This is a genomic window from Stenotrophomonas sp. 59, assembly GCF_030291095.1.
GTDB lineage: Bacteria > Pseudomonadota > Gammaproteobacteria > Xanthomonadales > Xanthomonadaceae > Stenotrophomonas > Stenotrophomonas maltophilia_Q.
The window spans coordinates 2,604,909-2,620,400 of the sequence record NZ_CP127408.1 but is presented as its reverse complement, the minus strand read 5'-3'; the positions used below and the strand labels follow the sequence as shown (position 1 = coordinate 2,620,400).

Sequence of the window (15,492 nt, the reverse complement as noted above, 5' to 3'; positions counted from 1 at the left end):
CGCCGTCGCCCCTGTCAGCGGGGGCGTTACGGATCATCCACGCATGGCGTGGATCTACTGATGGCGGGGCACGACCCCCGTCCCGCAAGGAGTTTCACATGTCCCGTACTGTTCCCGCCCGTGGCGCGCTGGTCGCCTGGGCCTGCCTGACCGTGGCGATCGTCGCCGAAGTGGTCGGCACCTCGTTCATGGCCCATGCCGCCCGCGACGGCGGCTGGACCGGCTACCTGATCATGGCCGGCGCGCTGGCGCTGTCCTATTACTTCCTGGCCCTGTCGGTGCGCCGCATCGCGGTCGGTGTCGCCTACGCGGTGTGGGAAGGCCTGGGCCTGACCCTGTTGACCGTGGTCGGCCTCACCGTGTTCGGCGAGAGCCTGTCGCTGCAGCAGCTGGCCGGCCTGGTACTGGCGGTGGTCGGCATCGTCTGCGTAACCCTTGGGGAGGCGCACTGATGAATACCTTGGCCCTGTTTTTCGTGATCTGTTCTGCGCTGATCGACGTCGCCGCCAACATGATGGTGGCCAAGTCGGAAGGCTTCCGCCGCTGGCGCTGGGGTGTCGGCGCGATCGTCATGGTCTGGATCGCCTTCGCCCTGCTGGGCCAGGCGGTGCGCTACATGGACCTGGCTACTGCGTATGCGATGTGGGGTGCGATCGGCGTGATCGGTACCGCCACCTGCGGCCGCCTGCTGTTCGGCAACCGCCTGCGCCCGATCGGCTGGATCGGTATCGGCCTGGTCACTGTTGCGGTGCTGCTGCTGAGTACCGCGAAGTAGCGCTTCGCTGTGCCAACCAAGGTTGGCACCTACCGGAGCTGAAAGGTTGGCGCCTGCCAGAGCGTGAGCCGCCTCGTGCAGGCGCCCCGGGGAGGGTCTCCCCGGGGCGTTGCCGTTTCCGGCGGACTCAGAAGCGTGCGGTGAAATTCAACCGCGTAGTGCGCCCCGGGCCGGGCATCAGGCTCATCGCCAGCGTATCCATGTAGTAGGTATTGCGCAGGTTGCTGACCACCAGCTCCACCTCGGCCTTCGGAGTGAACTGCCAGCGCGCGTAGAAGTCATAGATCGCGGTCGGCAGGTAGATGTTCTGCAACCCGGTCGAGCCGGTGGTGTTCCAGGGCTTGTCCAGTTCATGGGTGGGGCCGCTGTTGTAGGTGCGGCGGATGCCGGTATCCAGCCGCCTGTCGAACAGGCGCAAGCCCAGCGTGCTGTGGATCGAGTACTTCGGCGGATTCTGCGCGTTGACGAACGAGGTGCCGAAGCCGCCATCTACGCAGTCAGGGGTGGTGTCCAGCTTGCTCCACTTCGCATAGGGGTCTTCGCGCAGGCGCTTGGCAGTGGCCGCATCGCAGGTGCGCGCACGCTGGTAGTAGCTGGCCGACAGATCCAGGTAGGCGATGCCGGCGTCATAGCCGGACTGCAGCTCGTAGCCCGACACCGTGTAGTTGTCCACGTTGTCGACGTAGAACGCCCAGTTGCTGGAGTCGAAGCGGCGGGTGATCGCGTTGTCGATATCGTTCTTGAACCACGCCACCTTGAACGCCAGGCGGTCGCCATCGCGCCAGAGGTCCTGCTTGAGCAGGCTGAAGCCGATGTCCCAGGAGCGGTTCTTTTCCGGCTTCAGGTCGGCCACGGGTGCCGAGGTGCTGTTTCCCAGCGTCGATTCGAACAGACTGGGCATCTTCCAGCCCTGCGCATACTTCACGTAGAAGAACATGTCCTCGTCGAGGTTGAAGCGGGCCTCGGCATACGGTGCGAAGCCGTGGCCGGAACGGCGGATCGCTGGCTTGTAGCCCCACGCGGTGGGAATCTGCTTGGTGTAGAAACCGTTGGCGCCGCGCGGGTCGGGAATGAAACCATCGAAGTCGTAGCTCTGGCCCAGCGTGCTGTCGCCATAGGGCGTGGCCCGCAGCGAGTCGTAGGTGTAGTTGCCCTGCGCATCCGGGTACCACTCCTTGTACCAGCCCGGCAGCAGCTGCCCGCCCTTGCTCAGGCGCGCGAAGGTGTAGCGCAGGTCGCGCGATTCACTGACGAAGGCGACGCGGTTGCGGTCACGGGTGCGGTAGTCGATGAAGCGGCCACCAGCGGTCAGCGACAGCCAGTCCCACGGTTGCCACTGCAGCGAGGCGACAACGCTGGCTTCGCGGCGCGTGCCGGAGCGCAGGTAGCGGTTGTTGTTGTAGTCCACCGGCAGCACCGGCGAGTTCGGTGCGGTGTCCTCGTGCTGGAACGCAGCACCATAGCGCAGCGTCCAGTCGCCCAGGCTGTTGTTGAAGCGGGTGGTGTTGCTGCTGTCCACGCCCCAGCGCCGGGTTTTCACGTCCGACTGCAGGCCCGGGCCATAGGTCTCGCCCAGCGTGTCCGGCATCTGGTCGTTGGGCACGTCCTTGAACAGCGGCGTGTTGGCGATGTTGCTGTTGAACATGCGGCTGGTGGCGGTGGTGAACCACAGCGTGCTGCTCAGGTCCAGCCACGGGTGTGCCTCGGGCCGGTAGCGGTGGCGCAGCGAGGTGGCGTTGAGCCGCATTTTCCCGGGCTCGAACTGGAACATGGTGTTGGCCTTGTCCACGTAGGTCACCCATTCGTTGGACTCGCCCACGCGGCCGATCGCCGAGGGCATGATCTCGCCGAAGCTGGAGTTGAAGTAGCGGTGGCTCAGCTCCAGGCGCTGGTCGGGGTTGGGCGTCCAGGTGAATTTCAGCAGCGCCGATTCGTTGTCGGTATGCGTGTTCAGCACCTCATCGCCGGGGTGGTACATGTCCGAGACCGCCTGGCTGGACATGCCGGTTCCGCCGCTGGACAGGTGCTGGTTGTCGTACCGGTGGGCGCCGTTGCTGCCAGCGAAGTAGTTGCCCTGGCGGCGCCGCGCATAGGCCGCCACCAGCTGCCAATCCTCGCCACGCTGGGCGAAGGCCACGCTGCCGTTCCAGTCGCGCGGATCACGCAGGCTGTTGCGGTTGTCGCTGCCGCGCGCGATCTGCTTGAACGTGCGGGTGCGGTCGATGCTGTTGTCGGCCACGCCACCACGCACACGCAGGCCCCAGGCCTGGTCGTCGTCGAGGATGTCATCGACGTTCAGCGTTTCCATGTAGACCACACCACCGATCGCGCTGGCGGCGTTGGCGGCCAGGCTCGGCCCCTTCTCGATGCTGACCGAACTGATCAGGTCCGGGTCGAGGTAGCTGCGCTGCTGCACGCCGGCATAGCCGCGGTATACGTCGATGGCCTGCTGGCCGCCGTCGATGATCACCGGCACCCGGTTCTGGCCCTGAAGGCCACGGATGTTCACGTCCAGCGCACCGCCATTGCGCACGTCGGCGGTGTGCACGCCGACCGCACCGGCCAGCACATCACCGATCGACTGGCCGCGGAACCGCTCCAGTTGCTGGCGGTCCAGGTGCACGCGCGAGCCGCTGTCGCGGTAAACCGCATCGGCATCGGCCAGGCCCCACGGCGATGCGCCTTCGCTGGCCTGGCCGGCGACCCGCAGCGTACCGATCTGGCGCACGCCGGCTTCAGCCGCTGGCGCGGGTTGCAGCACCACGCCGCTGTCATCGCGCTGGAAGGCCAGGCCGGTACCAGCCAGCAGCTGCGCCAATGCCGCATCGGTATCGAGTGTGGCCTGCACGCCATTGCTGTGGCGGCTACGGGTCAGGCGTGCATCGGCGGCGATGGACAGCCCCGATTGCTGGCCGAACGCGGTCAGGGCCTGGTCGAGCGGACCGGCCGGAATCTGCCAGCGCACCGTCGCTGCGGTGTTCTGCGCAAAGGCGGTGGCGGGCAGCAGACAGGGGCTGGCCAGGGCCAGGCAGAGGGCAATGGCCAGAGGGCGGGGGGAGGGGCAAGGCAGTTTCATGGAGGCGGCAACATCCGCAATGGGTTCCCCTGTACTGCCCGGTGAGCGCGAAAAAGGGGAACCGCGTTTTCAGAGCGGACGCACGACGGTCCACCACGGCCAGCGCTGTTCGACGCGGATCGGCAGGGCGCGTGCCAGCAACTGCAGGGACTGAGCGCTGTCCAGCCGCGGCAGGACAGCGGTGACGTTCAGTGCGGCCAGGCGAGGATCACAGCCGAGATAGCCGTGGTGATGGCGGGCCAGCTCGTTGATCACCCGGATCAACGGCATGTCCTGCACCTGCAGCCGTCCGTCCTGCCAATCCCCGCGCAGCGGATCCGCTTCAAGCGGAACGAGCCCGCCCATCGGGCCGATCCGCACCGCACTGCCGGCGGGTACATCCCGTGCCGTGCCGAACTGCGGCAGGCAGCGCACCACACCTTCAAACACATCCAGGCGGCTTTCCTGTCCCTCGCGGCCTACCGCGAAGCGGGTACCGATCGGCTGCAGGCGGGCGCCCGGCACGTGCACGGTCAAGGGCAGGCCTGCGTAGGCGGGCTGGTGGCCGGTGTGCAGCAGCAGTTCGCCGCGCAGCAGGTGTATGGCGCGCCGGTCTCCGCCGATGTCGATGGCTGCTTCGCTGTCGGCGTTGAGCCAGAGCTGGCTGCCATCAGCCAGCGTCCAATGCCCGGTGTGGCCGCCGGCGGTACGCTGGGTCTGCAGCCCTCGCTGGAGTTGCAGCCCGCGCAGGCCCAGCAGCGAGACGCCACCGATGGCGAGGGCGCCGCCCAGGCCGCGCAGCACCTGCCGGCGGCGGCGGCCTGCGGCGCCCAACGCGCTCGCGGCAGCAGGGGCCGACAGCGGCGCGAACGATTGCCAGACCGATTCGACCCGCTGCCACGCATCGGCGTGGCGGGCATCGGCCTGCAGCCAGGCGTACCAGTGTTGCTGCTCGTCGTCACTCCAGCCCTGCTGGCGCAACGCGAACCATTCGGCGGCCTGCTCCAGCGCCGGGCTGGTCAATGCAGCGCTCACGCTGTGGTGTCGCCGGACAGGCGCAGGCAATGCAGCATCGCCTGCGCCATGTACTTCTTGACCATTCGCTCGGACACGCCCAACTGCTGGCCGATCTCCGCATAGCCGAGGCCGGACAGTCGCGCCAGCAGGAAGGCACGTCGGGGTCGCTCGGCCAGCCCGGCCAGCATGTCGGCGACGGCGTGCAGCAGCTGCAATGCCTGCGTGCGCTCCTCGGCCGAGGGATGCACCGGCTCCGGCTGTGCGGCCAGCGCGGCCAGATAGGCGCGCTCCCGGTCTGCGCGCTGCCAGTGGTTGACCAGCAGGGCGTGTGCGATGGTGCTGAGATAAGCACGTGGCAGCCGCAGTTCGGACGGATCGATGCGACGGCTGAGCAGGCGCAGGAAGGTGTCCTGGGTCAGGTCGGCGGCGCAGTCGGCATTGTGGGTGCGGCGGCGCAGCCAGCCCAGCAGCCAGCCATGGTGTTCGCGGTAGAACCCCGCCAGCGCGGTGCTGGAGGTGGCGGGCACGGCCATGGGCATGGATCATTAATGAGAATGATTCCCATTATAGGGTGATCGAGCGGCGCACGACAAATCCTGCGCACGCAGCAGAGGGAGATCGCCGGATTTGCGATGCCCGGCGCGCTCGCCGACACTGCGGTTTTCCACAGGGAGTGCCCGCATGTTCAGCCACGTAACCGTTGGGACCAACAACATGGATGTCGCGCATCGCTTCTACGATGCGCTGTTCACCGCCTTGGGCGCACGCCCCGGCGTCTTCGATGACAAGGGCAGGCTGGTGTACTTCAAGGATGGCCGCATGTTCATCGTCACCGCGCCGATCGATGGGCAGCCGGCATGCCACGCCAACGGCGGCACCATCGGCTTCACCCTTGACAGTGCCGAGGCCGTGCGTGAGTGGCAGGATGCCGGTGTAGCCCAGGGCGGTACCGCCATCGAAGACCCGGCCGGCATCCGCAACATGGCCGGGCGCCAGCTGTTCCTGGCCTACCTGCGCGATCCCGATGGAAACAAGCTGTGCGCGGTGCATGTGATGTCGTGACGCACTGTGGGCAGGGCGGCGCGCGCGTGATAGCACGAAACCACGCGCGCAGGCCGTGACCGCAGGCCGCAACTTCATGCTCTGTCCACTGCGGTTCAGCCAGAATCGGTCGGCTAATTCCTTGATCTACCGGAGAACGCCGCCCCATGGATGTACTGGAGCCGCAACAATCCCCGGTGCGCACCCTTCGGCCTGTGTTCGCCTTCGCGGCGATCGTTGTCGTGGCGTTCGCGCTGTTCGTCAGCCTGTTTCCGCTCGGTGCGGGCCGCCTTCTGGTCAAGGCACAGGACTGGGCCGCACTGAATGTGGGCTGGTACTACCTGCTGGCGATGACCCTGTACCTGGTATTCGTGGTCGGTGTGGCGCTGTCCAAGTACGGCGGCATCAAGCTCGGCGCCGACCATGACGAACCGGAGTTCAGTTACCTCTCCTGGGCCGGCATGCTGTTCGCGGCGGGCATCAGCATCACGCTGTTCTTCTTCTGCGTTTCCGAACCGCTGACCCACTACCTGCAGCCGCCGCAGGGCGATCCGGCCGCGGGCGAGGCCGGTGCGCGCCAGGCCATGCAGCTGCTGTTCCTGCATTGGGGCCTGCACGGCTGGGGTGTGTTCGCGCTGGCGGCGATGGCGATGGCCTACTTCGCCTACCGCCACAACCTGCCGCTGGCGCTGCGCTCGGCGCTGTACCCGCTGATCGGCAAGCGCATCAACGGCCCGATCGGCTACACCGTGGACGCGCTGGGCATCGTCGCCACCGTGTTCGGCATCGGCGCAGACATGGGCTTCGGGGTGCTGCACCTCAATGCGGGACTGGCGCACCTGTTCAACATCCCCCATTCCAACCTGGTGCAGATCATCCTGGTGGTGGCGATGATGGGCGCGGCGGTGGCCGTGGCCGTCTCCGGCGTGGAGAAGGGCGTGCGCTGGATGGCCAACATCAACATGCTGCTGGCGATCGCGCTGGTGCTGTTCATGCTGTTCGCCGGGCCGACGCAGTACCTGTTCAGCACGCTGATGCAGAACCTGGGCGACTACCTGGGCAGCGTGGTCGGCAAGAGTTTCGATGTGTATGCCTACGGCGGCCGCCCCGAATGGCTGGGTGGCTGGACGGTGTTCTACTGGGCCTGGTGGATCGGCTGGGCACCGTTCGTGGGCTTGTTCATTGCACGTATCTCGCGTGGCCGCACCATCCGCGAATTCGTGTTCGGCGTGCTGCTGATCCCGCTCGGCTTCACCCTGGCGTGGCTGTCGATCTTCGGCAACAGCGCGCTGGACCAGGTGCTGCACCACGGCCAGCAACAGTTGGCGCAGCTGGCGGTGGATGATCCACCGACCGTGCTGTATGCGCTGCTGGACGGCTACCCCTGGAGCCGCGCGGTGATCACGGTGACCGTGCTGGTCAGCTTCATCTTCTTCGTGACCTCGGCCGACTCGGGCGCGGTGGTGTTGTCCACGTTGTCGTCGCATGGCGGCGCACCCGAGGACGACGGCCCACGTTGGCTGCGGGTGTTCTGGGGCACCGTGATCGCGGTGCTGACCGCCGGCCTGCTGCTGGCCGGCAGCATCGACGCACTGAAATCGGCGGTGGTGCTGGCGTCGTTGCCGTTCTCGGCGATCCTGCTGTTGATGATGTGGGGGCTGACCCGCGCCTTCAGTGACGAGTCGCACCGCAAGCGCGCGCTGCAGTACCGGCCGTCGCCGTTGATCGGAGACGATCGCCACCACCAGGGCTGGCGCCAGCGCCTGAGCCAGGCCATGCACTTCCCGGTGCGTGACCAGGTCTACCGCTTCATGGATGACACGGTGAAGCCGGCGATGGAGGCGGTGGCCGAGCAGCTGCGCGGGCAGGGCTGGGATGTGGCCACGCGCTTCGAGGCCGGCGACATGGAGTTGACGGTCAACCACGGCGAGCAGCAGGACTTCCTGTACCGGGTGATCCTCAGCGGCTACCTGACCCCGTCGTTCGCCGCGCAGCAGCTGCGCAACCAGCGCTACTACCGCGCCGAGGTGCACCTGTTCGAAGGCAGCCAGGATTACGACCTGGTCGGCTACAGCCGCAAGCAGATCATCAACGACATCATCAGCCAGTACGAACGGCACCTGCAGTTCCTGCACCTGAGCCGGTGATGCGGGAACGCTTCGATGGGTGATGCAGGAATGCCTGGATGGGTAGAGTCGACTGTTAGTCGACTGCCCCTGCTTGCGGACATCGGAAGGCCCGCGCTTCGCGCGCGAGTCGACTGACAGTCGACTCTACCGGGGAGAGGGCCTGCACCTGGGCCGGTGATGCAGGAACGCTTGGATGTGCTTGGATGTGCTTGGATGGGTAGAGTCGACTGTTAGTCGACTGCTCCTGCTTGCGGACATCGAAAAGCCCGCGCTTCGCGCGCGAGTCGACTGACAGTCGACTCTACCGGGGAGAGGGCGTACACCTGGGCCGGTGATGCAGGAACGCTTGGATGTGCTTGGATGGGTAGAGTCGACTGTCAGTCGACTGCTCCTGCTTGCGGACATCGAAAAGCCCGCGCTTCGCGCGCGAGTCGACTGACAGTCGACTCTACCGGGAGAGGGCCTGCACCTGGGCCGGTGATGCAGGAACGCCTCGGTGGGCAGAGTCGACTGTCAGTCGACTCCACCGGGAGGGACGGCGCATCATCGCCGCCCCGTTGCCGCATCAGAACCGGTAGCGCGCCCCCAGCGAGACGAATTGCCCGCGCAGGTTGTACTGGCTGATGTCGAACCCGTTGGAACCGCCAGCCGGATCGAACGGCGGATCCTTGTCGGTCAGGTTCAGCACCGACAGCGACAGCGTGGTATTCGGAATTCCCTCGTACGCTACGTACAGGTCCAGCTGCTGATACGGCTTGATGCGGTCGCGCAGGCCCGGGTTGCTGGTCGCCGTCGCCACGCGCTGGTCGTAGCCGCTCACGTATTGCAGGCTCAGCGTGCTGCTCCAGTCGCCCACCGCCCAGTTCAGCGAAGTGGTACCGCGGGTGCGAGGCAGCGCGCCGTGGCGGTTGTTGCCGGCCCCGTCATAGGGCGCCTGGCCGGCCACGAGCGGCTGCTTGAAGCTGAGCAGGTGGGTCCAGCTGCCGGCCACGGTGAAGTTGCCCCAGCCGTCGGTGCGGAAGGTGCGGCTGGCGTCCAGGTCCAGGCCCGAGGTGGTCAGTTCGCCCTGGTTGGCGTACTGGTTGGTGATGAACTGGATGCGGCCCTGCGCATCACGCTGCACGCGGCCCGGGAACAGGGTCGGGTTGTCGACGATGAACTGCGCGCTGTCCGGCTTGACCAGGTTGTCCTGTTCGATGCGGTACCAGTCCAGGCCGATGCTGGTATCGCCATCCGGCGACCACACCGCACCCACGTTGAAATTGCGCGAGCGCTCGGCCTTCAGGTCCGGGTTGCCGGTGCGGATGTTGGTTACGCCACGGCTGCCGCCGGGCTGCAGCGGATCCAGCGGATCGATCACCGAGCCATAGCTGACGGTCTGGCCGGGCGCGATCTCCGGCAACGAAGGTGCGCGGAACCCGCGCGAGAACGAACCACGCAGCAGCAGGCTGTCCAACGGCTGCCAGCGCAGCGCCACCTTCGGCGAGAACGCCTTGCCGAAGTCGTCGTAGTGGTCGCCACGGCCGGCCACCTGCAGTTCCAGCGTGCGATGCAGCGGCACGCTCAGCTCGGCGTAGGCAGCACTGACCTGGCGCTCGCCGTTGACCACGTTGATCGCCGGGCGCAGTTCGGTGCCCGACAGCACCTGGGCGCTGGTGCGCGCATCCAATGATTCCTTGCGGAACTCAGCGCCCCAGGCGAAGCCGACTGCACCGGCCGGCAGCTCCCACAGCGAGGTCGAGGCCTTCACGTTCAACGCGTGCAGTTTGTACCAGCCCGGGCGCTTTGTCTGCAGCCGCAGGGCATCCAGCGTGCCCGGCGTGCTGGACGGGTTGAGGAAGTTGTAGCTGCCGTCGCGCAGGATCTGCTCGAACGCATAGCGGTTGACGAAGTTGTCGACGTATTCGCGCTGCGCGCTCTGCGAGGTCAGCGCCGCCACTTCCCAGTCCCAGCGCTCGCCACTGCCACGCACGCCGGCCAGTGCACGGTAGAACACCTGGGTGTTGTCCTTCAGGCGCGGGCCGAGGTCGAAGAAGGTGTACTCGAACGGCAGCGGCGTGCTGCCCGGATTGTTCGGGTGCCCGACCGGGAGCACCGCCGGCACGTCGATCAGCGTGCCGGTGGCCGGGTTGTACGCCCGCAGCCCGGGGCCGACGGTCAGCGGCGCACTGAAGATCTGGTCGGCCTTGTTGTGGCTGTACAGCACATCGGCGAAGGCCTCGACGCTGTCATTGAAGCGGTAAGTCGCGCTCAGCGAGGCCTGCAGGCGCTCGGCGCCGGGCTGCAGGGTCTTGAATGGCTGCGCGTTGAAGGCGCAGGCCTGGCCGGGCAGGGTGCTGCCGAAGTCGCTGTACGGGCGCAGCTGGCTGCCATCAGGGCAGTTGGCGAACGGTTGCGGCGCGCGCGGGTTGGACAGCCAGTTGCCACCGGCGGTGGACCAGCCGGCCAGGCGTCCGCCGGGCTTGTCGCGGAAATCGCCGCTGCGGGTGTAGGCGCGCTGGTCGGCATCCAGGCGGTCGCGCTTGAGCAGGTCCAGCCCGAACAGTACGTTCCAGCCCTGCTGTTCCAGGTCGCCGAAGCCGGCCAGCAGGTTGGCCTTGCGTTCGTTCAGGCCGCCCTGGGTGGCGGTACCGAAGCCGCCACCGACTTCCACGCCCTGGAAGTTCCTGCGCAGGATGATGTTGATGACGCCTGCGATGGCATCGGAACCGTACACCGCCGAGGCACCATCCTTGAGTACTTCAATGCGCTCGACCGCGCTGATCGGCAGTGCGTTGAGGTCGACGAAAGTGTCCTGGGTGTTGAGCGCGAAGCCGAAGTTGGATACGCGGTAGCCATTGACCAGCACCAGCGTGTTCTTCGGCGACAGGCCACGCAGGCCGATCGACGCCGAGCCTGCGGCGAAGCTGCCGGTGTACTGCTCGTCGAAGCTGTTGCCGGCATTGGCCGACAGGTTGCGCAGCACGTCGGTAAGTGTTGAGCGGCCGGTCTGCTCGATCTGTTCGCGGCTGACGATCTGCACCGGGTTCGGCCCGGCGGTATCGCTGCGCTTGATGTTGGAGCCGGTCACCAGCACGGCGCCGAGGGTGGTGCTGTCCTTGCCGGCATCGGCGGTTTCAGCGGCGCTGGCAGTGCCAGCCGTGAGGCTCAGCGCGATGGCGCCGGCAAGCAGGTTCAGGGTGGTGCGGTACATGGAAGCGACAACGCCGAACGGGGGAGGAGCCGTCAGTACCGCATGCGACCGTGTGCGCCTTCCAATGACGAAAGCGCATTCAGTTATACATCACAGGTTCTTAACGACCGGGATGCCCCGTTCGTGCGCGTCCTGGTTCTGGGATGGAACCGCGTCAGGCGTTCCCGGAACCGAGGAGGAGGTAGAGTCGACTGGGTAGAGTCGACTGTTAGTCGACTGCTCTTCCGTCCCCTTGCCGGAAACATCATCCCCCCGCGCTACGCGCGAGAGTCGACTGACAGTCGACTCTACCGGGGCAGTGCCATTACCGGGGCAGCGTCTTTACCGGGGCAGCGTCATTACCGGGACAGCGCCGTCTGCTGCCGCATCACTCCTCCTGGGGTCAGATCCCTTTCCAACGGAAAGGGATCTGACCCCGGTTGTCACGGCCGCAGCAGCACCTTGCCATTGCGCCCCGAACCGGCACCGGCCTTCACTGCCTGGGCGATATCGTCCAGCGCGAAGATCTGCTCCACCGGCAGGGTCAATTCACCCTGCGCCGCACGCTTCAGCAGCTCGCCGACCAGCCTGCGCTTGTCTTCCACCGCCATCGCCTGGCTGACCTTGCTGCCCCAGAAGCCCTTCACCGTGGCTTCCTTGTAGATCAGGCCGCCAGCGGGAATGCGCATGGGTTCGCCGCTCATCACACCGAACGACACCAGCGTGCCGTGGTGCCCGAGCAGGTCGACCAGGTCACCGCTGGCGTCGCCGCCGATGGAATCCACCGCGGCTGCGGCCTGCGTTTCGCCGGTGGCTTCACGCACGCGATCCTTCCAGCCTTCTACCGAGGTGTCGAATACATGATCGATGCCGAGCGCCTGCAACTGCGCCACGGCGGCGGCGTTGCGCACCAGGTTGGCCACGTGCACGCCACGCGCCTTTGCCAACATCGCCAGCGACTTGCCGACCGCGCCGTTGGCGGTGTTCTGCACGACCCATTGCCCCGCTTCGACATGCAGGAATTCCAGCAGCATCAGCGCACTCAGCGGCATCGCGATCAGCTGTGCGGCCATTTCGTCGGGGATTGCCTCCGGCATCGGAATCACCATGCGCGCCGGTGCGATGAACGCTTCGGCCCAGGTGCCGTGTACCGAGGCGGCGGCAACGCGCTGGCCGATCTGCAGGCCGTCGACACCTTCGCCAAGGGCATCGATCACCCCCAACGCTTCACTGCCCCCGATCGCCGGCAGCGTCGGCTTGTAGCCGTACAGGCCGTGTACGGTGAGCAGATCGTGGTTGTGGATCGAGGCCAGTACGGTGCGGATGCGCACTTCGCCCGGGCCGGGTTCGGGCAGGGCCGTTTCGCCGACGGCCAGGACATCGGCCGGATCGCCGAAGGAGGAATAAAGGGCAGCGCGCATGGGCGGTGTTCCGGGGAAAGTTGATGTTGTACCGAACTGGGGACGCGCGCGATGTCGACAAGGCGCCGCAGGTGCAACACGGCATCCTGCGACTGATCGTCGCGACATGTGCTGATTACCGCATCTTGTGTTGACGGCTCGGACCATCCCCACTATGTTGTGGCCGTCACTCCCGGTCAGCCGCCGCCGCCGGACATGCAGCAAACGTCCCGCGGCCCGCCCCTGAAGGCTTGCCGTGTCGACGCGGCCGCCATCGCGCGGACCCAGATCGCCCCCACGGCCCGGATACCGGCCGCAGGCGCAGGCAATTGCCGACGACCTGGTGTTCCCGCGCTATGGCATCCCACCCCGACCGCCCCGTGCGCCGGTATCGCGTGCAGGGCCGCCACGGCATCGACCGCCAAAGCGCGTGCGAGCCTGGAGTTCCACCACCATGACCGACAGTACCTTCCGCGTGGCCGATCTGGCCGGCGCTGGCGACGCCTTGCGCGCCGGCGGCGAGCGTGTGCCGACCTGGATCACCAAGGAGGCCGGCAACCGCCGCCTGCCGTTCGACGCCGAGCGCCTGCAACGCAGCATCGATACCGTGCATGCCGAGTTCCCGCAGCTGGATGTGAGCGACTACCGCCGCGTGGTGCAGGCGATGGTCGAGCGCAAGCCCAGCCTCAGTGCCGATGATCTGGTCGATCTGCTGATCCGCGAGGCCGAGTCGCGCGTGGACCTGGTCGCGCCGGAGTGGGAACAGTTTGCCGCGCGCATCTACCTGCGGCGGCTGTACAAGCGTGCCAGCCGTAACCGCTTCTACGATGTCAGCCTGAAGTACGGCTCTTACGTGGGCCTGCAGGAAAGCCTGGCCGACCGCGGCATCTACAGCAACGACATCCTGCGCTGCTATTCCAAGGAAGAACTGCAGCAGGCCGGCGAGATGATCGACCCGGAGCGCGACCGCCTGTTCGCCTACAACGGCCTGTACCTGCTGGCCACGCGCTACCTGGCCAGCGACCGCAGCCGCGAGGTCTACGAACTGCCGCAGGAGCGCTGGCTGACCATCGCGCTGTACCTGATGCAGGAAGAAAAGCCACGCGAACGCCGCATGCAGCTGGTCGGCGAGGCGTACTGGGCCCTGTCCAACCTGTACATGACGGTGGCCACGCCGACGTTGGCCAACGCCGGCAAGGTGGGCGGGCAGCTGTCCAGCTGCTTCATCGACACGGTGGATGACAGCCTGCAGGGCATCTATGACTCGAACACCGATATCGCCCGTGTTTCGAAGCACGGCGGCGGTGTGGGTGCCTACCTGGGCTATGTGCGCAGCAGCGGTGCGCCGATCCGGGGCGTGCCCAACTCTTCCGGCGGCGTGGTGCCGTGGATCAAGCAGCTCAACAACACCGCCGTGTCGGTGGACCAGCTCGGCCAGCGCAAGGGTGCGGTGGCGGTGTATCTGGACATCTGGCACCGCGATATCGAGGCCTTCCTCGACCTGCGCCTGAACAATGGCGACCAGCGCCTGCGTGCGCACGATGTGTTCACCTCGGTGTGCGTGCCGGACCTGTTCATGGAGGCGGTCGAGCGCCGTGCCGACTGGTACCTGTTCGATCCGCACGAAGTGAAGAGCGCCAAGGGCTGGTACCTGCAGGACTTCTACGATGAGAAGCGCGGATCAGGCAGCTTCCGTGACCGCTATGCGGAACTGGTGGCCGACGAGCGCATCAGCCGCCGCACGGTGAAGGCGATCGACCTGTTCAAGCGGATCATGCTCAGCCAGCTGGAGACCGGCAACCCGTTCCTGTTCTACCGCGACGAGGTCAACCGCAGGAACCCGAACAAGCACGCGGGCATGGTCTATTCCAGCAACCTGTGCACCGAAATCCTGCAGAACATGAGCCCGACGCGGATGATCCAGGAGATCGTCAGCGGTGACCAGATCGTCACCACACGCCGCGCCGGCGACTTCGTGGTCTGCAACCTGTCCTCGATCAACCTCGGACGTGCGATCAGTGCGCCCGATGACCTGCTGGCCACCGACGTGCTGGAGCGGCTCATTCCGATCCAGGTGCGCATGCTCGACAACGTGATCGACCTCAACGCATTGCCGGTGCCGCAGGCCACGATCACCAACCGCAAGTACCGCGCCATCGGCCTGGGCACGTTCGGCTGGCATCATCTGCTGGCACAGCAGGCGATCCAGTGGGAATCGCCGGACGCCGAGGCGCTGGCCGACCGCCTGTACGAGCGCATCAACTTCCTGACCATCCAGGCCAGCGCACAACTGGCCAAAGAGAAGGGCAGCTACCCGATGTTCGCCGGCAGCGACTGGCACAACGGCCGCTACTTCCTCGACCGTGACTACAGCGGCGCCGCGTGGGACAGCCTGGCGCACGAGGTCGCCACGCACGGCCTGCGCAATGGCTGGCTGCTTGCGGTGGCGCCGAACATGAGCACCGCGCAGATTGCCGGCTCCACGGCCTCCATCGACCCGATCTACAGCGCGTTCTACTACGAGGAAAAGAAGGACTTCCGGCGGCCGGTCGCCGCACCGGGCCTGTCGCTGGAAACCTGGCCGTACTACGAGAAGGGCGCCTACAAGGTCGACCAGTTTGCCAGCGTGCGCCAGAACGCGCGGCGGCAGCGCCATGTCGACCAGTCGATCAGCTTCAACCTGTACGTGCCCAGCACCATCCGCGCCAGCACCCTGCTGGAGCTGCATCTGACGGCCTGGCGCGAAGGTCTGAAGACCACCTACTACGTGCGCTCCAACGATATCGACATCAGCGAATGCGAGTGGTGCTCGAGCTGACCATCCACGGTAGCGCCGGGCCACGCCCGGCGAGCGCATCGCGCAGCCGTCGCACATTCCGCCGGGCATGGCCCGGCGCTACCAC

The 15,492-nt window shown here is 66.5% G+C and carries 10 protein-coding genes; 5 read left to right on the top strand and 5 right to left on the bottom strand.

Features of this window, described 5'->3' with window-relative positions; translation table 11 throughout:
- The first annotated feature begins 98 nt into the window (after nt 1–98).
- A complete protein-coding gene (locus QP552_RS12190; RefSeq protein ID WP_019659945.1) occupies nt 99–452 on the top strand; it encodes an SMR family transporter in 354 nt (117 codons plus the stop codon).
- Complete coding sequence (locus tag QP552_RS12185) at nt 452–775, top strand: SMR family transporter (protein WP_053494475.1); 324 nt, start codon at nt 452–454, stop codon at nt 773–775. The genes QP552_RS12190 and QP552_RS12185 overlap by 1 nt, the downstream gene beginning before the upstream one ends.
- Before the next feature lie 127 nt (nt 776–902).
- Here QP552_RS12185 and QP552_RS12180 read toward each other — a convergent pair whose 3' ends face one another.
- The 3 genes from QP552_RS12180 to QP552_RS12170 form a co-directional block, all read right to left on the bottom strand.
- Nucleotides 903–3,851: a TonB-dependent receptor gene (locus QP552_RS12180; protein ID WP_286073733.1), complete on the bottom strand. Its 2,949-nt coding sequence runs from the start codon at nt 3,849–3,851 to the stop codon at nt 903–905.
- A gap of 69 nt (nt 3,852–3,920) precedes the next feature.
- Nucleotides 3,921–4,865 carry a FecR domain-containing protein gene (locus tag QP552_RS12175; protein ID WP_286073732.1) on the bottom strand — a complete coding sequence of 315 codons (945 nt, stop codon included), beginning with the start codon at nt 4,863–4,865 and terminating at the stop codon, nt 3,921–3,923.
- A complete protein-coding gene (locus tag QP552_RS12170; protein WP_111111953.1) occupies nt 4,862–5,380 on the bottom strand; it encodes a sigma-70 family RNA polymerase sigma factor in 519 nt (172 codons plus the stop codon). The genes QP552_RS12175 and QP552_RS12170 overlap by 4 nt, the downstream gene beginning before the upstream one ends.
- Nucleotides 5,381–5,528: 148 nt before the next feature.
- Between QP552_RS12170 and QP552_RS12165 the strand changes: the two genes are divergently transcribed.
- Together QP552_RS12165 and betT are read left to right on the top strand one after the other, a co-directional pair.
- Nucleotides 5,529–5,909, top strand: coding sequence for a VOC family protein (locus QP552_RS12165; protein ID WP_111111954.1), 381 nt, complete (start codon nt 5,529–5,531; stop codon nt 5,907–5,909).
- A gap of 146 nt (nt 5,910–6,055) precedes the next feature.
- Nucleotides 6,056–8,035, top strand: coding sequence for a choline BCCT transporter BetT (gene betT / locus QP552_RS12160; protein WP_106550530.1), 1,980 nt, complete (start codon nt 6,056–6,058; stop codon nt 8,033–8,035).
- A gap of 547 nt (nt 8,036–8,582) precedes the next feature.
- Here betT and QP552_RS12155 read toward each other — a convergent pair.
- The gene (locus QP552_RS12155) at nt 8,583–11,210 is read right to left on the bottom strand and encodes a TonB-dependent receptor (protein WP_286073731.1); all 2,628 of its coding nucleotides are present in this window, start codon (nt 11,208–11,210) and stop codon (nt 8,583–8,585) included.
- 422 nt (nt 11,211–11,632) lie between these two features.
- Entirely contained in the window at nt 11,633–12,610 is a 978-nt protein-coding gene (locus QP552_RS12150) for a zinc-binding dehydrogenase (protein WP_286073730.1), read from the bottom strand.
- Between the two features lie 433 nt (nt 12,611–13,043).
- Here QP552_RS12150 and QP552_RS12145 point away from each other — a divergent pair, with 433 nt between their 5' ends.
- Complete coding sequence (locus QP552_RS12145) at nt 13,044–15,407, top strand: ribonucleoside-diphosphate reductase subunit alpha (RefSeq protein ID WP_286073729.1); 2,364 nt, start codon at nt 13,044–13,046, stop codon at nt 15,405–15,407.
- Nucleotides 15,408–15,492: the final 85 nt, after the last annotated feature.